This window comes from Pseudomonas sp. PVC-3-1 (assembly GCF_057444315.1).
In genome coordinates this window covers 5,973,580-5,993,989 of record NZ_CM172023.1, presented here as the reverse complement: position 1 = coordinate 5,993,989, position 20,410 = coordinate 5,973,580, and the positions used below count along the sequence as shown (strand labels likewise).

Below are 20,410 nucleotides of genomic sequence, written 5' to 3'. Positions count from 1 at the left end.
GCTAAGGGGTTCCCTCGGCGTTTCGAGTGCCGGCAGATGCCTGTCGTGCGCATTGGCGCTTTCCTGGGCATCTGATTAGGGGACTAAGGGTTTCGTCAGGGGGTTCAAAAAAAATGCCCGCCATATTGGCGGGCATTGGCGACGATCAGCGGGAATCAGCCGCGATGACGCAGCAACCGCAGGCCGTTGAACACCACCAGCAGGCTGGCGCCCATGTCGGCGAAGACCGCCATCCACAGGGTACCTTCGCCGGCCAGAGTGAGAGCCAGGAACACCGCCTTGATGCCCAGCGCCAGGGTGATGTTCTGGATCAACACGCGGTGGGTCTGGCGTGAGAGTCGAATGAACGACGGCAGCTTGCGCAGGTCGTCATCCATCAGCGCGACGCCGGCGGTTTCGATGGCCGTGTCGGTACCCGCCGCGCCCATGGCGAAGCCGATATCGGCCCGGGCCAGGGCCGGGGCATCGTTGATGCCGTCGCCGACCATGCCGACGCGCTTGCCGCCTTCCTGGCGCTGCTTCACTTCGCGCAGCTTGTCTTCGGGCAGCAGGTTGCCCAACGCCTCGTCGATGCCCACCTGGGTGCCTATGGCGTTGGCGGTGTGCGGGTTGTCGCCGGTCAGCATCAGCGTCTTCACGCCCAGTTCATGGAGTTGGGCGACGGCTTCGCGGCTGGTCTGCTTGACCCCGTCGGCCACCGCGAACAGCGCCAGCGGGCCCTCGGCATCGAGCAGCACGATGACTGTCTTGCCCTGTTGCTCGAGGGCGTCGAGACGGGCCTCCAGCTCCTTCGAGCACAGTTCCAACTCCTCCACCAGGCGATGGTTGCCCAGGTGGTAGACGCGGCCGTTGATCTCGCCTTTCACGCCGCGGCCGGGCAGGGCGGTCAGCTCACCGACGCTGTAGAGCGCGATGTTGTCCGCCTCGGCGGCCTGGGCCACGGCCTGGGATACCGGGTGATCCGAGCGCGCGGCGAGGCTGGCAGCCAGGGCGCGCACATCGCCGGCGGCGGTTTCCCGCAGGGCGGTGAAATCGGTCTGGCGGGGGCGGCCTTCGGTGAGGGTGCCGGTCTTGTCCAGGGCGATCCACTCCAGCGCGCGGCCCATTTCCAGGAACACGCCGCCCTTGATCAGGATGCCCATTCGCGCCGCTGCCGAGAGGCCGCTGACGATGGTCACCGGAGTGGAAATCACCAGCGCACACGGGCAGGCGATCACCAGCAGCACCAGGGCGCGGTAGACCCAGTCCAGCCAGGCGCCACCGAAGAACAGCGGCGGCAGCAATGCAGTGGCGATGGCGATGAGGAACACCGCCGGTGTGTAGATGCGCGAGAACTGGTCGACGAAGCGCTGGGTCGGTGCGCGCGAGCCCTGGGCCTCTTCCACGGCGTGGATGATGCGCGCCAGGGTGCTGTCGTCGGCCACACGGGTGACGCGGTATTCCAGCGCGCTTTCGCCGTTGATGGTGCCGGCGAACAGGGTATCGCCGGCCTGCTTCTCCACTGGCAGGCTCTCGCCGGTGATCGGCGCCTGGTTGACGCTGGAACGACCGTCGAGCACCTCGCCGTCCAGCGCAATGCGCTCGCCGGGACGTACCCGCACCCGTGCGCCGAGGGCGACGGACTTGGCGGAGACTTCCTGCCACTGTCCGTCGACCTGCACCGTGGCCTGTTCTGGGGCCAGTTGCAGCAGGCCGCGAATGGCGTTGCGTGCTCGGTCCAGCGACTTGGCCTCGATCAGTTCGGCGATGGCGAACAGCACTGCCACCATCGCTGCTTCCGGCCACTGGCCGATCAGCATGGCGCCGGTGACGGCGATGCTCATCAGAGCGTTGATGTTGAGGTTGCGGTTCTTCAGGGCGATCCAGCCCTTGCGGTAGGTCGGCAGGCCGGCGCCAAGGATCGCGGCGATGGCCAGCGCCGCCACCAGCCAATGCGGGCCGATGGCGAACCATTCGAAGAACTCCGCGCCTGCTGCGGCGACACCGGCCAGCGCCAGCGGCCACCAAGGCTTCTGCTGGGCGGGCTGTGTGGAAGCGGGGGCGTTTTCGTCCAGCGGCTCGGCCTGCATGCCAAGGGAGGCGACCAGCTTCTGCAGCGGCTCGATGCTGTCGAAACGATGTTGTACGCGCAGCAGGCGCTGCATCAGGTTGAAGTCCAGGTCTTCCACGGCGGACACGCGGCCCAGCGCATCGCGCAGCAGGCGTTCCTCGGTGGGGCAGTCCATGGCTTCGATGCGCAGGCTGGTCCAGCGCAGTTCGCCGCTGGCCGATCCGGCTGCAGCAGTGGCAGCGTTTTCGGCTCGCGCGCCGTGATCCTCGCCGTGATCGTGATCGTGATCGTGATCGTGGGCATGGCCATGGTCGTGCGAGTGCGGTGCAGGTTCGGCAGCCGGGGCGCGCAACAGCGTGCCTTTGTCGCAGCCGCAGCAGCCAGCGGCTTCGTGTTCGCGGTGCTGCTCCTGGATTGGGGCGGGGCCCTGGATGATCGGGCCCTGGCGATTGGCAGTCATGTCGTCCGTTCCTGTTTGACGAGTTGCTGCTGATTGCACACCCTGTAGCAACTACAGAGTCAAGCGTCTGTTGGCGAGGAGTCGCACATGAAGATCGGTGAACTGGCGAAACTGACCGGCTGTCCGGTGGAAACCATCCGCTACTACGAGCGCGAAGGCCTGCTGCCGGCGCCGTCGCGCAGCGAGGGTAACTACCGGCAGTACGACGCCAGCCATGTCGAGCGACTGTCCTTCATTCGCCATTGCCGTTCGCTGGACATGACCCAGGAAGAAATCCGCATCCTCCTCGGCCTGCGCGACCGCCCCGAATCCGACTGCGGCACCGCCAACCGGTTGATCGACGAGCACCTGCACCATGTCGAGGTACGCATCGCCGAGCTGCAATCCCTCAGCCAGCAACTGCGCGACCTGCGTGCGCAGTGCCAGGGGGAGGGCAGCAGCGAGGATTGCGGCATCCTGCGCGAGCTGGAGCAGCCGGCGGAGCCTTCGGTGATTCCGGAGGCCTGCGCCGAGGCGGGGCACCTGCACGTTCCCGGTGTCCATGGGCGGCATTGAAGATCGAGTTCCGCGACGTCTGCTCTTCGTAGGAGCGAGTTTGCTCGCGAACCCGCCTAACGCTGGAGCGGCTGGTGAGTCTGTTCGCGAGCAAGCTCGCTCCCACAGGCAATGAAAACGCCCCGGCTGAGCCGGGGCGTTTTCATTCAGGAATGCTCGGCCTCCGTCAGCTCGTGCAGGTACTTGCGCGACAGCGCCAGGAAGCGCGGCGTCGGGCCTGTGTCCTCGTAGATCGGGTCACCCTGTTCATCATGGGCGACCACCTTGTTCCCCTGCACATAGGGGAAGCTCGCCTCCAGCTCCTCCAGGGCCGCACTGACCAGCTCCCCCAGCAGATCCTCGGCGCTGCGCTTGGGGTACATGTCATGCAGGGCCGCCAGACGCGCGGCGGTCTCGACGTCCAGCGGAATGCTGTACTGGTGGTTGGTCATGCGCCCCCTGGCGTTCTTTTCCCAATGGCGTACCAGCTCGCGGATTTTCATGTTCACCTCTAGGGTCGTTACGTGGCGGTCGACCCTCGTGAGGTCGCCGCAGGTTTTCCCGTCGATGGGGATAACTTTCAGCCTAGACGTTGTCCGAGCAGGATTGCGGGCGTTCGTCGAGCGCTTGCCTGCCGGCCCGGCCGGCGGCACTGTGAAGCCAAGCGACGCCTTTTCAATGAGGGACTCTCAGACTAGGGCTCTCTATCCAGGAGACTGTGATGCCGGATATCGACGCGCGCCTGCGCGAGGACGTTCACCTGCTCGGCGAGCTGCTCGGGCAGACCATCCGCGCCCAGTATGGGCAGGGCTTCCTCGACAAGATCGAGCTGATCCGAACTGGCGCCAAGGCTGCCCGGCGCGGCTCCGCCGAGGGCGCCAAGCAGCTCACCGCGACCCTCGACGGCCTGGGCGAGGACGAACTGCTGCCGGTGGCGCGCGCCTTCAACCAGTTTCTCAATCTGGCCAATATCGCCGAGCAGTACCACCGCATCCGCCGCCGCACGCCCAAGGAGCCGGAACCCTTCGAGAATCGCGTGCTGGCCGAGCTGCTGGGCCGTCTGCGCAAGTCCGGCCTGAGCGCCGAGGGCCTGGCGCGGCAGGTGGCAGAGCTGGAGATCGAGCTGGTGCTTACCGCTCACCCGACGGAAGTGGCGCGCCGCACGCTGATCCAGAAATACGACGCCATCGCTGCTCAACTGGCCGCTGGAGACCACTCCGACCTGTTGCCCGAGGAGCGCCAGGCGGTGCAGGAAAAACTCCAGCGCCTGATCGCCGAGGCCTGGCACACCGACGAGATCCGCCGCACCCGGCCGACCCCGGTGGACGAGGCGAAATGGGGCTTCGCGGTGATCGAGCATTCCCTCTGGCACGCGCTGCCGGACTTCCTCCGCCACGTCGACCGCACCTTGCAGGAAACCCTCGGCGAGCGCCTGCCGCTGGAGGCGGCGCCGGTCCGCTTCGCCTCCTGGATGGGCGGCGACCGTGACGGCAACCCCAATGTCACCGCCGCCATCACCCGCGAAGTCCTGCTGCTGGCGCGCTGGATGGCGGCAGATCTCTACCTGCGCGATGTCGACAGCCTGGCCGCCGAGCTCTCCATGCAACAGGCCAGTGATGAGCTGCGTGCCGAAGTGGGCGACCTTGCGGAGCCCTATCGCGCGCTGCTCAAGCAGTTGCGCGAACGCCTGCGCGCCACCCGCGCCTGGGCCGAGCGCGCCATCCATACCGGCGAAGAGCCGGGTGCGGACGTGCTGCAGGACAACCGCGAGCTGCTCGAACCCCTGCAACTCTGCTTCCGCTCGCTGCAGGAGTGCGGCATGGGCGTGATTGCCGATGGCGACCTGCTCGATACCCTGCGTCGCGCTGCCACATTCGGGCTGTTCCTGGCGCGGCTGGACGTGCGCCAGGACTCCACGCGCCATGCCAAGGCGATCAGCGAGATCACCGAGTACCTGGGCCTGGGCAACTACGCCGACTGGGATGAAAGCGTGCGCCAGGAGTTCCTCCTGGAAGAGCTGGCCAGCCGCCGCCCGCTGCTGCCGGCAAACTACCAGGCCTCGCCCGAGACCGCCGAAGTCCTTGCCACCTGTCGCGTGGTGGCGCAGGCACCTGCGGCATCGCTGGGTTCCTATGTCATCTCCATGGCCGGGCACCCGTCCGATGTGCTCGCCGTGCAATTGCTGCTCAAGGAGTGCGGGCTGGAGCGGCCGATGCGCGTCGTCCCGCTGTTCGAGACGCTGGAGGACCTGGACAACGCCGGCCCGTGCATCGACCGACTGCTCAGCCTGGACAGCTACCGCACCCGCCTGGCCGGGCCGCAGGAAGTGATGATCGGCTACTCAGACTCGGCCAAGGATGCCGGCACCCTGGCCGCCGCCTGGGCGCAGTACCGAGCCCAAGAGCAGCTGGTGGACATCTGCCGCAATCGTGGCGTCGAGCTGCTGCTGTTCCATGGTCGTGGCGGCACCGTCGGCCGTGGTGGCGGCCCGGCCCATGCGGCGATCCTCTCGCAGCCGCCGGGCTCGGTGGCCGGGCGTTTCCGCACCACCGAGCAGGGCGAGATGATCCGCTTCAAGTTCGGCCTGCCGGACATCGCCGAGCAGAATCTCAACCTTTACCTGGCCGCCGTGCTGGAGGCGACCCTGCAGCCACCGCCAGTGCCCGAGCCGGCCTGGCGCGAGGAGATGGACCGCCTGGCCGCCGACGGTGTGCTCGCCTATCGCGCGGTGGTGCGGGAGAACCCGCAGTTCGTCGACTATTTCCGCGAGGCCACGCCCGAGCAGGAGCTGGGCCGCCTGCCACTGGGCAGTCGCCCGGCCAAACGCCGAGAGGGTGGGGTGGAAAGCCTGCGGGCGATCCCCTGGATCTTCGCCTGGACCCAGACGCGGCTGATGCTGCCGGCCTGGCTGGGCTGGGAGGACGCCCTGTTCAAGGCCATCGAACGCGGCGAAGGCTCGCTGCTGTCACGCATGCGCAAGGATTGGCCGTTCTTCACCACGCGCATCGACATGCTGGAGATGGTGCTGGCCAAGGCCGACCGGGAAATCGCCCAACTCTACGACGAGCGACTGGTGCAATCGGAACTGCGACCATTAGGTGCGCATTTACGCGACCTATTGTCGCAGTCGGTGCGCGTAGTGCTGGGTCTGACCGGCCAGTCCCAACTGCTCGCTCACGCGGCCGAGACCCGCGAATCCATCGGCGTACGCAATACCTACCTTGATCCGCTGCATCTGCTCCAGGCCGAGCTCCTGGCGCGCTCGCGGCGCTGCACGGGCGATGCCTGCGGCGGTCTGGAGCAGGCGATGCTGGTGACGGTGGCGGGAATCGCGGCGGGGCTGCGCAATACCGGTTGAGGGCCCATCATCCCCCACCAAAGGTGAATTGCCGAGCCGGCAAATGAGATTAATTTGGTGGCTGTTCCGGGCACTATGAAACGCCCGGGATCGGCGTGCGCAGTCCCCATGGCCGGCTTGTCTGGCAGGGGACCGCTGTGTATCGTGAGCAACCTTTCGGCGCATGTCTGCGCCATTCCAGCACGATGAGATTGGCCCCACGAGGCGGATCCGTGATTTCGCTTAACAAGTATTAAGGAGCATATCGATGCGTGTGATTCTGCTCGGGGCGCCCGGTGCCGGCAAAGGTACCCAGGCTCGCTTCATCACTGAGAAGTTTGGCATTCCGCAGATTTCCACCGGCGACATGCTGCGTGCAGCGGTCAAGGCTGGCACCGAGCTCGGCCTGCAGGCCAAGAGCGTGATGGACGCCGGCGGCCTGGTCTCCGATGACCTGATCATCAACCTGGTGAAAGAGCGTATCGCTCAGCCCGACTGCGCCAAGGGCTTCCTGTTCGACGGCTTCCCGCGCACCATTCCCCAGGCCGAGGCCATGAAGGAAGCGGGCGTTTCCATCGACCACGTGGTCGAGATCGCCGTGGACGACGAGGAAATCGTCGGCCGCATCGCCGGTCGCCGCGTTCACGCCGCCTCGGGCCGCGTCTACCACATCGAGCACAATCCGCCGAAGGTGGAAGGCAAGGACGACGAGACCGGCGAAGACCTGATCCAGCGCGAAGACGACAAGGAAGCCACCGTGCGTCACCGCCTGTCGGTCTACCACTCGCAGACCAAGCCGCTGGTCGACTTCTACCAGAAGCTGGCCGCTGCCGAAGGCACGCCGAAGTACACCCGCGTCGAGGGTGTCGGTTCGGTCGAGCAGATCACCTCCAAGGTGCTCGGCGCTCTGAGCTGATCCATCGCCGCAACAGCCAAAGGCCCGCACACGCGGGCCTTTGGCGTTTATAATGCCCGCCCGTTTTTTGTCCTGTCCTTAACGTCCTATGGAAAACACCATGCCCACGCTGCTGGCCCTGGATACCTCGACCGAAGCCTGTTCCGTCGCCCTGCTGCATGACGGCCGTCGGTTCGTACGCCACGAGGTGATCCCGCGCCTGCACGCCCAGCGCCTGCTGCCCATGGTGCAGGACATCCTCGGCGAGGCCGGCATCGCGCTATCCGCCATCGACGCCATCGCCTTCGGTCGCGGCCCCGGCGCCTTCACCGGTGTGCGTATCGCCATCGGCGTGGTGCAGGGCCTGGCCTTTGCGCTGCAAAAGCCGGTGCTGCCGATCTCCGATCTGGCGGTGCTGGCCCAGCGTGCTTATCGCGAGCACGGCGCGAGCCAGGTGGCCGCGGCCATCGACGCGCGCATGGATGAGGTGTACTGGGGTTGCTACCGCCTGGATCAGGGCGAGATGCGCCTGGCTGGCGCTGAAGCAGTGTTGCCGCCCGAGCGTGTCGAGCTACCGCGTGATGCTCAGGGCGATTGGTTCGGTTCCGGCACCGGCTGGGGGTTCGAGGAGCGCCTGGCGGTGAAAGTCGCCGCCCATGACGCCAGCCTGTTGCCGCACGCCGAAGACCTGCTGACCCTGGCCGAATTCGCCTGGGCCCGCGGTGAATCGGTTGACGCAGAGCAGGCCCAGCCGGTCTACCTGCGCGACAACGTGGCGACGCCGAAGAAAGCCTGACCTGTGCCAATTGACCGCAGTCGCGCCCGCTCGCTAGAGTGAGTGCATTCCCCACGAGCTTTCTTCATGCGTATCGACGGCTTCACTTCCATTTCCCATACACCGGAGCGCGGTTCCCGAACGGGCACTGCGGTCACTCCGTATCGGGAAGTGCAGCGTGACGTCGAGACCCGCCGCGAGCAGCCCGCACCGACCTCGGCCAGCCAGGGGTTCGACTCCCAGGCCAGCACCCGCCGTGTGGAGTCCTCCAGCGCCAGCAGCTACAACGTGCCGGCGACCCTGCGCGACAACCTCGACTACCAGCGCCCGCTGACCTCCCGCGCGGCCCAGGCGCTCGCCAGCTACACCAGCACCGCCAGCATGGCCGGCCAGTACGAAGGCCAGGAAGTCCTCGGTCTCGACCTCTACGCCTGATGCAGTTGCCGTATTTCCTCGGCTGCCCTTCGTGGAACGAGCCGGCCTGGCGCGGCACTTTCTACCCTGCTGACCTGCGCCCCGCCAATACCCTGGGTTTCTACTCCCAGGTGTTCAACGCCGTGGAAGGCAATACGACCTTCTATGCCCGTCCCAGTGCCGACACCGTCGCGCGTTGGGCGAAGACCATGCCGGAGACATTCCGCTTCTGCGCCAAGCTGCCCCGCGACATCAGTCATGAAGGCGACCTGCGCGGCCAGTTGGAGAACACTCAGGACTTCCTCGACCTGCTGGCGCCGCTTGGTGCGCGCGTTGCGCCGCTGTGGTTGCAAGTGTCCGCCAGCTTCGGCCCCGATCGCCTGGACGAGCTTGCTGCCTGGCTGGACGCATTTGCCGAGCGACGTATTGCGGTGGAAGTTCGCCACCCGGCCTTCTTCGCTAAGGGCGAGGAGGAGCGGGCATTGAACCGCCTGCTGCTGGAGCGCGGCGTCGAGCGCATTTGCCTGGATTCGCGAGCGCTGTTCGCCGTGCAGTCCGACGATCCGGCGGTGCTGCATGCCCAGTCGAAGAAACCCAAGGTGCCGGTTCGTCCGGCGGCCTTCAGCACCAGCCCGCAGGTACGCTTCATCGGCGGGCCGGATCTGGACGCCAATCTCGTGCACCTCACGCCCTGGATCGGCAAGGTCGCCGAATGGATCGAGCAGGGCCTGACGCCCTATGTCTTTCTCCACACCCCGGACAACCACCGCGCCGCCGAACAGGCGCAGCGCTTCCACGCCCTGCTGAGCGAACGCCTGCCGGGGCTGCCGCCGCTGTTCGAGCATAAGCCCGAGGTGGAGCAGCTAGGCCTGCTCTAAGCTCGCAACTGTGCATGGCGCCCGGCGGGTGAGGGGGCTAACCTGCTCCTTCCCCGCTCGGCAAGGAGATAGCCATGTCTTCCCAGCACAAAAGCACTCAACAGCAACGCGGCGAAGCCTTCCGCGCGCTGCACCAGCGCGACGGCCTGTTCGTCCTGCCCAACCCCTGGGATGCCGGCTCGGCGAAGATGCTTGCCCACCTGGGCTTCGAAGCGCTGGCCACCACCAGCGCCGGACTGGCCTTTGCCCTCGGCCGACGTGACGCCGAAGGCGCGGTAAGCCGCGACGAGGCCTTGGCTAATGCGCGCGAGATAGTTGAAGCCACGCCGCTGCCGGTCGCCGCCGATCTGGAGAACGGCTACGGCGATACGCCAGAAGACTGCGTCGAGACCATTCGCCTGGCCGCCGCCTGCGGCTTGGTCGGCGGTTCCATCGAAGACGCCACCGGCCGCCCGGATACGCCGATCTACCCGCTGGAGCTGGCGGTCGAGCGCGTTGCTGCCGCGGTGCAGGCCGCCCGTGCGCTGCCGTTCACTTTCACCCTGGCGGCGCGGGCGGAGAACTTCCTGCACGGTCGCGTCGACCTGGACGACACCATCCGCCGCCTGGTGGCCTTCGCCGAAGCTGGCGCCGATGTGCTCTATGCGCCGGGCCTGAAGACCCGAGAGGAAATTGCCGCGGTGGTCAGCGCCGTGGCGCCGCGACCAGTCAATGTGCTGGTGGGTTCACCCGCCGTGCAATTAAGCCTGGGAGAACTGGCGGAGCTGGGCGTGAAACGCGTCAGTGTCGGCTCGACGTTGGCGCGGGCGGCGTACGGGGCGTTCTTCAGCGCTTCCGAGGCATTGGCCAAGGGCGACCTGACCCCCATGCATGGTGCCATGCCGTTCGATCGTATCAACGGGTTGTTCCGAGGCTGACGCTTGCGCTGGTGGCTGCTCGGGTCGGTCCTCGCGTGCGCCGGCTTCGCGCTGGCGGTTCAGCAGCAATGGGTGACCCTGCCCGGTCGCTGGAACCCCTGGGCACCGCTGGACGTGCGCGATGAGCCGAACCTGCTGACCCGCTACAAGCTCTGGCGCCTGCGTGACGATGTGCAGCTTTGCCGGCTGGCACTGCAAACCTCCGGGCTCAAGGCGCAGCCCATGGCGGACAGCGAACCGGTGGCCGGCTGTCCGCTGCAGCACGTATGGCGGGTGCAGGCCGCCGAGGTGAAGCTGAGCAGCAGTTTCCTCGCCAGTTGCCCGTTGGCGGTGAGTTTTGCGCTGTTCGAGCGCCATTCCCTGCAACCCGCCGCGCGGGAAATCTACGGCCAGCCGGTGACAGGCGTGGAGCACCTGGGCAGCTTCGCCTGCCGCAATATCTATGGGCGCGCCGATGCCCGGCGCAGCCAGCACGCTACCGCCAATGCGCTGGACATCGCGGCCTTCCGCCTCGCTGACGGCCGGCGGATCGTGGTGGCGAAGGACTGGAGCGGGGAGGGCGATGCGGCGCGCTTCCTGCGTGCGGTGCGCGACGGCGCCTGCCGCAACTTCGACGGCGTGCTCGGGCCGGACTATAACCGCGCGCATCACGACCATTTCCACCTCGACCTGGGCGGTTGGCAGGTCTGCCGTTGAGCCCGCCGAGGGCGTGCTGCGGTAGAATCGTGGTTTTTTCCAGGATCGCCCCACCATGACCGAAGTCCTTACCCCGCCGCGCATCGTCGTCCAGGCACTGGCTCCTGCCTGGCAGGCTGCTGCCGAGCAGTGGGCGCAGCGGCTCGGTCTGCCGCTGGGCGAGGGCGATGCGGACTTTTCCCTGCAACTGGGCGATGAAGGTCTGCAACTGTTGCAACTGGGCCCCGACTCTCCCGGTCCGGTTCGCGTGGACTTCCTCGAGGGCGCCACCGCACATCGCCGCCAGTTCGGCGGCGGCACGGGGCAGATGATCGCCAAGGCTGTGGGCATCCAGCAGGGCGTACGCCCGCATGTGCTGGATGCCACTGCCGGCCTGGGCAAGGACGCCTTCGTGCTGGCGACCCTGGGCTGCCAGATGGATCTGACCGAGCGCCAGCCGATCATCGCCGCGCTGCTGGAGGACGGCCTGGCCCGTGCGGCGGGGGATTTCGAGGTGGGCGCCATTGTTGCGCGCATGCGCCTGCTGCAGGGCAATGCCATCGAGCGCATGGCCGCCTGGGAGGGGGACGCGCCGCAGGTTATCTACCTCGACCCGATGTTCCCGCACCGCGACAAGAGCGCATTGGTGAAGAAGGAAATGCGCTTGTTCCGTCCGCTGGTGGGCGACGACCTGGACGCCCCGGCGCTGCTGGAGGCCGCACTGAAGCTGGCCAGCCACCGCGTGGTGGTCAAGCGCCCGCGCAAGGCGCCGATCATCGAGGGCACAAAGCCCAGCTACAGCCTGGAAGGCAAGTCCAGCCGGTATGACATTTATCCGCTCAAGAGCCTGAAGGGCTGACGGCCTGCTCGAGGTTCCGAGGATTGGCGTAGGAGCGGACTTCGTCCGCGATGACTTCCGGTGTGATTCGAACCCATCGCGGACAGAGTCCGCTCCTACAGAACATGTCGCCGCAGCTTTGCTCTTGTAGGAGCGAGCTTGCTCGCGAACCCGCCCGGCGCTGGAGTGGCCAGGAAGTCCTGTTCGCGAGCAAGCTCGCTCCTACTGCTTCCCTAGGCACTCCGGCGTGAGTCAGGGCCTGAAAGCCTTGAGGAACAGCGCCACGACTTCCTGAGCGTGCGCTTCGGTTTCCGCTTCGGTCGGCGGCTCCACGCAACCGATCATCAAGCGGAAGTGCACGCAACCCTGCACCAGCATCAGGAAATGCTCGGCAGCCCGGCGTGGGCTCTCCATCGCCAGCTTGCCCTGCTGGCGGGCCTGCTCCAGCAGGCGCTCCATCTGATCCAGCACCCGCTGCGGGCCGGCATCGAAGAACAGCTGGGACAAGTGAGGGTTCTGCCCGCCCTGGGCAATCATCAGCCGGCTCAGGGCGATGGCCTCCGGGCTGTTGATCAGTTGGTTGAAGCCACGCGCCAGGGTCAGCAGCAGGCTTTCCAGCGGCGCATCGGCCGGCGGCTCGGCGAACAGCTCGGGCAGGTTTTCCGCGCACTTGGCCTGCACCGCCTCGACGAACAGCGTCTCCTTGTCCGTGAAGTGGCTGTACACCGTGAGCTTGGACACCCCGGCCTCGGCGGCGATGGCCTCCATGCTGCTGCCGTCGTAGCCGTAGCGGACGAACAGCTCCTTGGCGGCCTCAAGAATGGCCTTGCGCTTGGCCGGGTCCTTGGGGCGACCCGGTCCGTTCGATGAGTTCGATGGTGACATGTCTTTACATTTCTAATACTGGACTGATGGGTTCTGTATTTTTACTATACCGGGGAGTATAAGAATTCCAACCGCGTTTTGCGAAAGGTCACACATCATGTTCCGCCATGCTCTGTCTGTCGCGCTGCCTGCTGCCTTCATCCTTTCCCTTTCTGCTTGCGGTAACGGCGAGCCACCCAAGCCCGCTGTGCGTCCGGCCATCGTGGTGCAGCCGCTTCCGGCGCGGGACATCACCGAGGCTTATCCCGGTGAAGTGCACGCCCGACATGAGCCAGAACTGGCCTTCCGCATCGGCGGAAAAGTCAGCAAGCGTCTGGTGGAAACCGGCGAACGGGTGAAGAAGGACCAGCCGCTCGCGGAGCTCGATCCTGAGGACGTGCGCCTGCAACTCGAAGCCACGCGCGCCCAGGTGGCTGCTGCCGAAGCCAACCTGCAGACGGTGCGCTCCGAATACACCCGCTACAAGACCTTGCTGGAGCGCCAGCTGGTCAGCCAGTCGCAGTTCGACAACATCGAGAACACCTACCGCGCCGGCGAAGCGCGCGTTAAGCAGATTCGCGCCGAATACGATGTGGCCAGCAACCAGGCTGGCTACGCGGTGCTGCGCTCGCCGCAGGATGGCGTGATCGCCACCCGCCGGGTGGAGGTGGGGCAGGTGGTCGCCGCCGGGCAGACCGTCTTCACCCTGGCCGCCGACGGCGACCGCGAAGTGCTGATCAGCTTCCCCGAGCACGCCTTCGAGCGCTTCCGGGTCGGCGAGGCGGTGAGCGTCGAGCTCTGGTCGCAGCGTGACAAACGCTTCAGCGGCAAGATTCGCGAACTGTCGCCGGCGGCCGATCCGCAGTCGCGCACCTTTGCCGCGCGCGTCGCCTTCGACGACGCCAAGGTGCCGGCCGAGCTGGGCCAGAGTGCCCGCGTCTATATCCATGCCGAAGGTGCTGTGCCGCTGGCGGTACCGCTCGCCGCACTGACCTCGGAAGCCGGCCAGCCATTTGTCTGGGTGGTCGATCCGAAGACGTCCACCCTGCACCGTCGTCTGGTGCGCGTTGGCCCCTATGCTGAAGACCGCGTGCCGGTGCTTGAAGGTCTGAAGGATGGTGACTGGGTGGTGGCGGCCGGTGTGCAGGTGCTGCGTGAAGGGCAGGAGGTACGGCCTGTCGACCGGGAGAACCGGTCGGTCAAGCTGGTGGCGAAGGAGTAACGCCCGATGCAATTCAACCTTTCCGCCTGGGCGCTGCAGAACCGCTCCATCGTCCTGTACCTCATGCTCCTGCTGGGCATCGTCGGTACGTTGTCCTACACCAAGCTGGGGCAGAGCGAGGACCCGCCGTTCACCTTCAAGGCCATGGTGGTGAAGACCAATTGGCCGGGCGCGACCGCCGAGGAAGTCTCGCGCCAGGTCACCGAGCGCATCGAGAAGAAGCTGATGGAGACCGGTGATTTCGACCGCATCGTTTCTTTCTCCCGCCCCGGTGAATCCCAGGTGACCTTCGTCGCCCGCGAGGACTTCCATTCCCGCGACATTCCCGAGCTCTGGTACCAGATCCGCAAGAAGGTCAACGACATCCGCTACACCTTGCCGCAGGGCATCCAGGGGCCGTTCTTCAACGACGAGTTCGGCACCACCTTCGGCAACATCTACGCATTGTCGGGCAAGGGCTTCGACTACGCGGTGCTCAAGGACTACGCCGACCGCCTGCAGCTGCAACTGCAGCGGATCAAGGACGTGGGCAAGGTCGAACTGGTCGGCCTGCAGGACGAGAAGATCTGGATTGATCTGTCCAACACCAAGCTCGCCACACTCGGCCTGCCGTTGGCGGCGGTACAGAAGGCGCTGGAAGAGCAGAACGCGGTGACCGCCACCGGCTTCTTCGAGACCGCGACAGACCGCGTGCAACTGCGCGTGTCCGGGCGCTTCGATTCGGTGGAGGACATCCGCTCCTTCCCGATCCGCGTCGGCGACCGCACCTTCCGCATCGGCGATGTAGCCGACGTGCACCGTGGCTTCAACGATCCGCCCGCGCCGCGTATGCGCTTCATGGGCGAGGACGCCATCGGCATCGCCGTGGCCATGAAGGACGGCGGCGACATCCTCGTGCTGGGCAAGAAGCTCGACACCGAGTTCGAGCGCCTGCAGCAGACGCTGCCGGCGGGCATGGACCTGCGCAAGGTGTCCGACCAGCCGGCGGCGGTGCGTGAGGGCGTCGGCGAGTTTGTCCGCGTGCTGGCCGAGGCGCTGATCATCGTACTGCTGGTGAGCTTCTTCTCCCTCGGCCTGCGCACCGGCCTGGTGGTAGCGCTGTCGATCCCGCTGGTGCTGGCGATGACCTTCGCCTGCATGTACTACTTCGGCATCGGCCTGCACAAGATTTCCCTCGGCGCGCTGGTGCTGGCGCTGGGGCTGCTGGTGGACGACGCGATCATCGCCGTGGAGATGATGGCGGTGAAGATGGAGCAGGGCTACGACCGGCTCAAGGCAGCGAGTTACGCCTGGACCAGTACGGCCTTCCCGATGCTCACGGGCACGTTGGTCACGGCCGCCGGCTTCCTGCCGATCGCCACCGCGCAGTCCGGCACCGGCGAATACACCCGCTCGCTGTTCCAGGTGGTGACCATCGCACTGCTGGTGTCGTGGATCGCCGCCGTGGTTTTCGTGCCCTACCTGGGCGAAAAGCTGCTGCCGGATCTCGCCAAGCGTCATGCGGAAAAGCACGGCGGCAGCGACAAGGGCCATGACCCATATTCCACCGCCTTCTACCAGCGCTTCCGGCGCGTGGTGGAGTGGTGCGTGCGTTACCGCAAGACGGTGATCCTGCTGACCGTAGCCGCCTTCATCGGCTCGATCATGCTGTTCCGCCTGGTGCCGCAGCAGTTCTTCCCGCCGTCGGCGCGCCTGGAATTGCTGGTGGACCTGAAGCTGGCTGAGGGCGACTCACTCACCGCCACCACAGAGCAGGTCAATCGCCTGGAGAAAATGCTCGCCGAGCATCCGGGCATCGACAACTACGTGGCCTATGTCGGCACCGGCTCGCCGCGCTTCTACCTGCCGCTGGACCAGCAACTGCCCGCAGCGAGCTTCGCGCAATTCGTGGTGCTGGCGAAGAGTCTCGAATCGCGCGAGGAAATTCGTCAGTGGCTGATCAAGCACATGAACGAAGATTTCCCGACCCTGCGCACCCGTATCAGCCGCCTGGAGAACGGTCCGCCGGTGGGCTACCCGGTGCAGTTCCGCGTCTCCGGCGAGCACATCCCGGAGGTCCGCGAGCTGGCGCGCAAGGTCGCGGAAAAGATGCGCGAAAACCCCCACGTGGTGAACGTGCACCTGGACTGGGAGGAGCCGAGCAAGGCGATCTTCCTCGACATCGACCAGGAGCGCGCCCGTGCCCTGGGCGTGAGTACCTCGGACATCTCGCAGTTCCTGCAGAGCTCGCTGACCGGCTCCACCGTCAGCTACTACCGCGAGGACAACGAGCTGATCGAAATCCTCTTGCGCGGCGACGAGCGCGGCCGGCATGACCTGTCGCAGTTGCCCAGCCTGTCGATGCAGACCAGCAGCGGCCGCAGCGTGGCACTGTCGCAAGTGGCGACGCTGGAATACGGCTTCGAGGAAGGCATCATCTGGCGGCGCAACCGCCTGCCCACGGTGACCGTGCGTGCCGATATCTACGATGACTCGCTACCAGCGACCCTGGTGAAGCAGATTTCGCCGACACTTGACCCGATTCGCGCCGAACTGCCCGACGGCTACCTGCTGGACGTCGGCGGCACCGTGGAGGATTCTGCCAAGGGCCAGAGCTCGGTGAATGCTGGTGTGCCGTTGTTCATCGTGGTGGTGCTTAGCCTGCTGATGATCCAGCTGCGCAGCTTCTCGCGGATGATCATGGTGTTCCTCACCGCGCCGCTGGGGCTGATCGGCGTGACCCTGTTCCTGCTGGTGTTCCAGAAGCCGTTCGGCTTCGTCGCCATGCTCGGCACCATCGCGCTGGCGGGGATGATCATGCGTAACTCGGTGATCCTCGTGGACCAGATCGAACAGGACCGCGCCCAGGGCCTGGACACCTGGCACGCCATCATCGAGGCCACGGTGCGACGCTTCCGCCCCATCGTGCTCACCGCCCTGGCCGCCGTGCTGGCGATGATCCCGCTGTCGCGCAGCGTGTTCTTCGGGCCGATGGCGGTGGCGATCATGGGCGGCCTGATCGTCGCCACAGCGCTGACCCTGCTGTTCCTGCCTGCGCTCTATGCAGCTTGGTTCAGGGTGAAGAAAGAGGCCTAGCTGCGGTGACGTGAGTTCATGAAAAAGCCCGGCATCTGCCGGGCTTTTTCTTTTACTGGTAGGAACGAGCTCGCGAACGCTACGCCGCTCTCGGCACATAGCCGATCAAAGCACTCCGAACACCTTCTTCGCCAGGCCAGTGGCCGCGGCAGTGGGGTTCTGGCGAATGGTCTTCTCCTGCTCGGCGATGAGCTTGAACAGGCCGTCCAGCGCTTCCTCGGTCACGTAGTTCTCGATATTGGCATTCTTCGCATCGACCACGCCGAAGGCAGCGGCCTGGCTGGCGAAGGCGTTGTACTGCTTGGCTACGCCAACCTGGTCGGTGGCCTGCTTGATGATCGGCAGGAACTTGGCGCGCAGCTGTTCGCGGCTGCTGCGGTTCAGGTAATCCGTGGCGGAGTGGTCGCCGCCCTGGAGGATGCCCTTGGCATCGGTCACGCTCATCTTTTTCACTGCATCCACCAGCAGTACCTGTGCTTGCGGCATGGCCGCCTCGGCCGCCTTGTTCATGCTCGCTTCGAGTTGGTCGACCTGGGCACCCATGCCGAACTGCTTCATGGTCTTGGCGGCCTTGCCCAGTTTGCCGGGCAGTTCGATGCGCACGGCCGGGTCATTGCTGAAACCGCCGGGCTGGCTGAGCTGTTTCACGGCCACTTGTGCGCCCTGAGTCAGCGCATCCTTCAGGCCGCCGGTGGCGTCGCTCTGGCTGAGGTCGGAGAGGGACAGGGCGAAGGCATTGACGGACAGCAGGGCGCCGGCCAGCAGAACGGGGAATCGCAGCATCGATACTTCCTTGGGCGAAACCCAGCGGCCGGTCCGGCCACCGGGGTGGAGAATGGAGGAGGGAGATTAACGGAGGAAGGCCGCCAGGGAAAACCCGGCGGCGCGGTGAATCAGCGCACGGGGTCGACGCGCACTCGCAGCGGTTGCGGATCGCTGCCGTCGAGTTTGACGCTGTGACGCTCGGTGGTGATGAACAGCAGGCGACCGTTGTCTTCGATGCGCGCGCTGACCGCATAACTGTGCCCCGGTTTGACCTGGCTGCGGTCGTAGTCGAGGTGGAATGCGAGTGGGACCTGGCGTCCGGACTGTAACTGCTGTTGCGCCAGATCGACGGCCGGAGCGTCCGCCAGGGAAACGTCCTGCAGGCTGACGGTAACCTGCGCGCTCGGCGGCAGGGCGATGCGCTGCAGGTAAAAGACTTCGCCATCCAGCGACGCCTTGTCGCCGGAGGCAGTGGTGCCACAGGCGGCGAGCAGGCCGGTCATCAGCAGTAGGGGCAGGGCTTTCATGGTGAGACTCTCCTTTAACACGAAGGGCGTCTGACCATTGTGGATGACTTTGGTTTCCTCACCATGATTCACGCAATGTTTGGCGTCGCTTCGTGCTACTCGACAATTCGCCCGAAGAGGTTCTGGAACATCACCGGATCGCGAGTATCGGTGAGGTCATAGAGCGAATAGTCATGGTTGAGTCGCGCTCCCCCATCACGGGTCAGCGGGTCCCAGGAAAGGTTGGTGCGGCGCATGGTAGAGCTGCTCATCAATTCATCGAAGGGTATGGAGACGTAGATGCCCTTGTCGAAGCTGCCTTCGCCGTAGGCTTCCTTGTTGGCGGTGGTGAGGGTTGCCCAGGCGCCGAAGCGCACGCCGTTGTGGAACTGGCGCGAGAGGTCGAGCGTGCCGCCCCAGTCGCGGGCCAGGTAGCGGCCTGCGCTTATCTGCGCGAGCACGCCTTCGAAGCCGGTCTGCCAGTACAGCGTGGCGAAGCCGGTTGCAGTCTGGTAGTCGCGTAGGCCGACATGCTGGTCGAAGTCGCGCTGGCGCACCAGGTCGAGGTTGGCGCCCAGCGCCCAGTCCTGGCCCATCGGCCGGTACAGCAATTCGCCGCCCACGCCGGCGTACATGGTTTCCAGGTAGCCGCCATAGACCATCCCGTACAGGTCCTGTTCCAGGCGTATGGTTTTGTTCAACTGGAAGGTCGGCAGCATGGCATTGGAAGTGGTCATGTACTGGCGGATGTCAGTGCGCACGCGTGGCAGGTTGCTGGGCGCGTCGTAGGTGAAGTTGTCGTAGTTGTTGAACAGGTTCACGCTGAGAAGGCCGTTCCACCAAAGGCTCGGGGTGAAGCGGTACTCGCTCTCCAGGTCGGCGGTGAACTGGTACAGCAGGAAGTTATCGGGCCCGCCAATGCTCTGGTTGTAGCCCAGGCCCAGGTTGTAGCTGAACGGGTTCGGTCGCTGCTGGTAAAGCAGTTCTTCGCGTTGCGGCAGCGGTTGATTCTGCTCGGTGCTCCTGCGCAGGTCGTCCAGCGGGCGCTCCTGGTTCGCCACGTCGCGAAATACCTGTCGCGGTACGCTGGTTTCGACCATGGGTTGGCCGTAGCGGGTATCGACCACGGTAAACCAGCGGATGTCTTCATCGGTACTGTTGTCGAGTATTCGCGCGGTGCGGCCTACACCTTCGGGCGGGTAGAGGAAATGTGTCTGCTCGCCATAGACCACGACTTCGCTGTCCTTGCGGGTGATGCGCTGCACTTTGTAGCCGGCGTTCTCCTCGATGCGATGGGAGACGTCGGCCCAGTCCACGGTGTCGAGCGGCTTTCCAGATGAGGTATCAGCCAGGGGCTCCGGTGCAGGATCACGAACCTTCGCCGGTGTTGTGCGGGTCACGAAGTTGGTGTGCAGCGTGATGCCGAACATGGCGGTGTTGCCACGCTCGAAGGCGGCGGTGAGGTCGACCCAGTCCGCGGCCTTGTAGACCAGGCCGATATTGAAGGGCGAACTCTGTTTCTGGTTGTCGCTCAGCGGCTCGTGCTGGTAATCGTTGCCGTCGTACTCGAGCTTGAACGAGAGCGGTTCCCAGGGTGTCTGCCAGTTGATGCCACCGAACGGGGAGGGACGACCGCGGAAGTAGCTGTTGGAGCTGAGCTCGCCAGTGCCTTCGGATTTTGGGCGCGTATTGAATCTGTCATCGATCCAGCCCAGCGGGTTATCCAGCTGACCGCGATTGCCGATGTAACCCCAGGCGAGCCCCAGGCTGAAATCAACGTCACCAACGCGCTTGTTACCCACGAAGTATTCGCTGGAGAACAAGCCGGTGCCGCCGATATCCCGGCCGCCCAACGATACTTCCGGTATCCAGCGGCTTTCCTGGAGCAGGCGGAATTTGACGTCGAAGGCTTTGTCCTTGTAGCTCTGGTTGCCGCTGAAGTCCTCTGCGCCGTACTTGCGGTTGCTGATCGAGGTATAGCGGAAAGTGCCCTCCATCCAGTCGAAAGGCTGCAATGAAAAGCTGTAGCGCGAGTAGGGATCGGTGCGGTTCGCGTTGACGCTGATCTCGCCGGCCGGCGCCATGCGCGCAGTGGGGGTCTGCAGCAGGCCGGCGCCGCCGAAGTCGCTCTGGGTGACGCGTGGCTCTGCGCTGGCCAGGCTGGCGCCGGCCAGCAGCAGATAGAGGCCGTGACGGCGATTCATG

General features: G+C 65.5%; 17 protein-coding genes. 11 read left to right on the top strand and 6 right to left on the bottom strand.

Annotation, left to right across the window (positions count from 1 at the left end; translation table 11 throughout):
- Positions 1 to 155 precede the first annotated feature (155 nt).
- A complete protein-coding gene (locus AC2T4A_RS27695; protein ID WP_486742294.1) occupies positions 156 to 2,510 on the bottom strand; it encodes a heavy metal translocating P-type ATPase in 2,355 nt (784 codons plus the stop codon).
- An 87-nt stretch (positions 2,511 to 2,597) separates the two neighbouring features.
- Here AC2T4A_RS27695 and cadR point away from each other — a divergent pair, with 87 nt between their 5' ends.
- Positions 2,598 to 3,065: a Cd(II)/Pb(II)-responsive transcriptional regulator gene (gene cadR, locus AC2T4A_RS27690; protein WP_088417911.1), complete on the top strand. Its 468-nt coding sequence runs from the start codon at positions 2,598 to 2,600 to the stop codon at positions 3,063 to 3,065.
- Positions 3,066 to 3,211: 146 nt separating this feature from the next.
- Here cadR and AC2T4A_RS27685 read toward each other — a convergent pair whose 3' ends face one another.
- Positions 3,212 to 3,547, bottom strand: coding sequence for a pilin assembly protein (locus AC2T4A_RS27685; protein WP_416747571.1), 336 nt, complete (start codon positions 3,545 to 3,547; stop codon positions 3,212 to 3,214).
- 218 nt (positions 3,548 to 3,765) lie between these two features.
- Between AC2T4A_RS27685 and ppc the strand changes: the two genes are divergently transcribed.
- From ppc to AC2T4A_RS27645, 8 genes are all read left to right on the top strand, one after another.
- Positions 3,766 to 6,402: a phosphoenolpyruvate carboxylase gene (gene ppc, locus AC2T4A_RS27680; protein WP_486742293.1), complete on the top strand. Its 2,637-nt coding sequence runs from the start codon at positions 3,766 to 3,768 to the stop codon at positions 6,400 to 6,402.
- Positions 6,403 to 6,649: 247 nt separating this feature from the next.
- Complete coding sequence (gene adk, locus AC2T4A_RS27675) at positions 6,650 to 7,297, top strand: adenylate kinase (RefSeq protein WP_416747575.1); 648 nt, start codon at positions 6,650 to 6,652, stop codon at positions 7,295 to 7,297.
- Positions 7,298 to 7,397: 100 nt separating this feature from the next.
- A complete protein-coding gene (gene tsaB / locus AC2T4A_RS27670) occupies positions 7,398 to 8,072 on the top strand; it encodes a tRNA (adenosine(37)-N6)-threonylcarbamoyltransferase complex dimerization subunit type 1 TsaB (protein WP_486742292.1) in 675 nt (224 codons plus the stop codon).
- Between the two features lie 66 nt (positions 8,073 to 8,138).
- Complete coding sequence (locus AC2T4A_RS27665; RefSeq protein WP_486742291.1) at positions 8,139 to 8,486, top strand: hypothetical protein; 348 nt, start codon at positions 8,139 to 8,141, stop codon at positions 8,484 to 8,486.
- A complete protein-coding gene (locus AC2T4A_RS27660) occupies positions 8,483 to 9,343 on the top strand; it encodes a DUF72 domain-containing protein (RefSeq protein WP_486743737.1) in 861 nt (286 codons plus the stop codon). The genes AC2T4A_RS27665 and AC2T4A_RS27660 overlap by 4 nt, the downstream gene beginning before the upstream one ends.
- A gap of 74 nt (positions 9,344 to 9,417) precedes the next feature.
- Complete coding sequence (locus tag AC2T4A_RS27655) at positions 9,418 to 10,260, top strand: isocitrate lyase/PEP mutase family protein (RefSeq protein ID WP_486742290.1); 843 nt, start codon at positions 9,418 to 9,420, stop codon at positions 10,258 to 10,260.
- Positions 10,261 to 10,263: 3 nt separating this feature from the next.
- Positions 10,264 to 10,956, top strand: a complete 693-nt coding sequence (locus tag AC2T4A_RS27650; RefSeq protein ID WP_486742289.1) for an extensin-like domain-containing protein — start codon at positions 10,264 to 10,266, stop codon at positions 10,954 to 10,956.
- A 55-nt stretch (positions 10,957 to 11,011) separates the two neighbouring features.
- Complete coding sequence (locus AC2T4A_RS27645) at positions 11,012 to 11,794, top strand: class I SAM-dependent methyltransferase (protein ID WP_486742288.1); 783 nt, start codon at positions 11,012 to 11,014, stop codon at positions 11,792 to 11,794.
- A gap of 231 nt (positions 11,795 to 12,025) precedes the next feature.
- Here AC2T4A_RS27645 and AC2T4A_RS27640 read toward each other — a convergent pair whose 3' ends face one another.
- Positions 12,026 to 12,658, bottom strand: a complete 633-nt coding sequence (locus AC2T4A_RS27640; protein ID WP_486742287.1) for a TetR/AcrR family transcriptional regulator — start codon at positions 12,656 to 12,658, stop codon at positions 12,026 to 12,028.
- A 97-nt stretch (positions 12,659 to 12,755) separates the two neighbouring features.
- Between AC2T4A_RS27640 and AC2T4A_RS27635 the strand changes: the two genes are divergently transcribed.
- The gene (locus AC2T4A_RS27635; protein ID WP_416747589.1) at positions 12,756 to 13,859 is read left to right on the top strand and encodes an efflux RND transporter periplasmic adaptor subunit; all 1,104 of its coding nucleotides are present in this window, start codon (positions 12,756 to 12,758) and stop codon (positions 13,857 to 13,859) included.
- Between the two features lie 6 nt (positions 13,860 to 13,865).
- A complete protein-coding gene (locus tag AC2T4A_RS27630) occupies positions 13,866 to 16,934 on the top strand; it encodes an efflux RND transporter permease subunit (protein WP_486742286.1) in 3,069 nt (1,022 codons plus the stop codon).
- 105 nt (positions 16,935 to 17,039) lie between these two features.
- Here the strand turns inward: AC2T4A_RS27630 and AC2T4A_RS27625 are convergent, their stop codons facing one another.
- The 3 genes from AC2T4A_RS27625 to AC2T4A_RS27615 form a co-directional block, all read right to left on the bottom strand.
- Entirely contained in the window at positions 17,040 to 17,717 is a 678-nt protein-coding gene (locus AC2T4A_RS27625) for a DUF4197 domain-containing protein (protein ID WP_478377153.1), read from the bottom strand.
- Between the two features lie 110 nt (positions 17,718 to 17,827).
- The gene (locus AC2T4A_RS27620; protein WP_416747595.1) at positions 17,828 to 18,226 is read right to left on the bottom strand and encodes a YbaY family lipoprotein; all 399 of its coding nucleotides are present in this window, start codon (positions 18,224 to 18,226) and stop codon (positions 17,828 to 17,830) included.
- A 95-nt stretch (positions 18,227 to 18,321) separates the two neighbouring features.
- On the bottom strand, positions 18,322 to 20,409 hold the full coding sequence (locus AC2T4A_RS27615) for a YjbH domain-containing protein (RefSeq protein ID WP_486742285.1): 2,088 nt from the start codon (positions 20,407 to 20,409) through the stop codon (positions 18,322 to 18,324).
- Position 20,410: the final 1 nt, after the last annotated feature.

Bases quoted from the DNA above. Each gene is read 5' to 3' on its own strand.
- AC2T4A_RS27695 (WP_486742294.1), bottom strand. From the start codon at position 2,510: ATGACTGCCAATCGCCAGGGCCCGATCATCCAGGGCCCCGCCCCAATC.
- cadR (WP_088417911.1), top strand. From the start codon at position 2,598: ATGAAGATCGGTGAACTGGCGAAACTGACCGGCTGTCCGGTGGAAACC.
- AC2T4A_RS27685 (WP_416747571.1), bottom strand. From the start codon at position 3,547: ATGAAAATCCGCGAGCTGGTACGCCATTGGGAAAAGAACGCCAGGGGG.
- ppc (WP_486742293.1), top strand. From the start codon at position 3,766: ATGCCGGATATCGACGCGCGCCTGCGCGAGGACGTTCACCTGCTCGGC.
- adk (WP_416747575.1), top strand. From the start codon at position 6,650: ATGCGTGTGATTCTGCTCGGGGCGCCCGGTGCCGGCAAAGGTACCCAG.
- tsaB (WP_486742292.1), top strand. From the start codon at position 7,398: ATGCCCACGCTGCTGGCCCTGGATACCTCGACCGAAGCCTGTTCCGTC.
- AC2T4A_RS27665 (WP_486742291.1), top strand. From the start codon at position 8,139: ATGCGTATCGACGGCTTCACTTCCATTTCCCATACACCGGAGCGCGGT.
- AC2T4A_RS27655 (WP_486742290.1), top strand. From the start codon at position 9,418: ATGTCTTCCCAGCACAAAAGCACTCAACAGCAACGCGGCGAAGCCTTC.
- AC2T4A_RS27645 (WP_486742288.1), top strand. From the start codon at position 11,012: ATGACCGAAGTCCTTACCCCGCCGCGCATCGTCGTCCAGGCACTGGCT.
- AC2T4A_RS27640 (WP_486742287.1), bottom strand. From the start codon at position 12,658: ATGTCACCATCGAACTCATCGAACGGACCGGGTCGCCCCAAGGACCCG.
- AC2T4A_RS27635 (WP_416747589.1), top strand. From the start codon at position 12,756: ATGTTCCGCCATGCTCTGTCTGTCGCGCTGCCTGCTGCCTTCATCCTT.
- AC2T4A_RS27630 (WP_486742286.1), top strand. From the start codon at position 13,866: ATGCAATTCAACCTTTCCGCCTGGGCGCTGCAGAACCGCTCCATCGTC.
- AC2T4A_RS27625 (WP_478377153.1), bottom strand. From the start codon at position 17,717: ATGCTGCGATTCCCCGTTCTGCTGGCCGGCGCCCTGCTGTCCGTCAAT.
- AC2T4A_RS27620 (WP_416747595.1), bottom strand. From the start codon at position 18,226: ATGAAAGCCCTGCCCCTACTGCTGATGACCGGCCTGCTCGCCGCCTGT.
- AC2T4A_RS27615 (WP_486742285.1), bottom strand. From the start codon at position 20,409: ATGAATCGCCGTCACGGCCTCTATCTGCTGCTGGCCGGCGCCAGCCTG.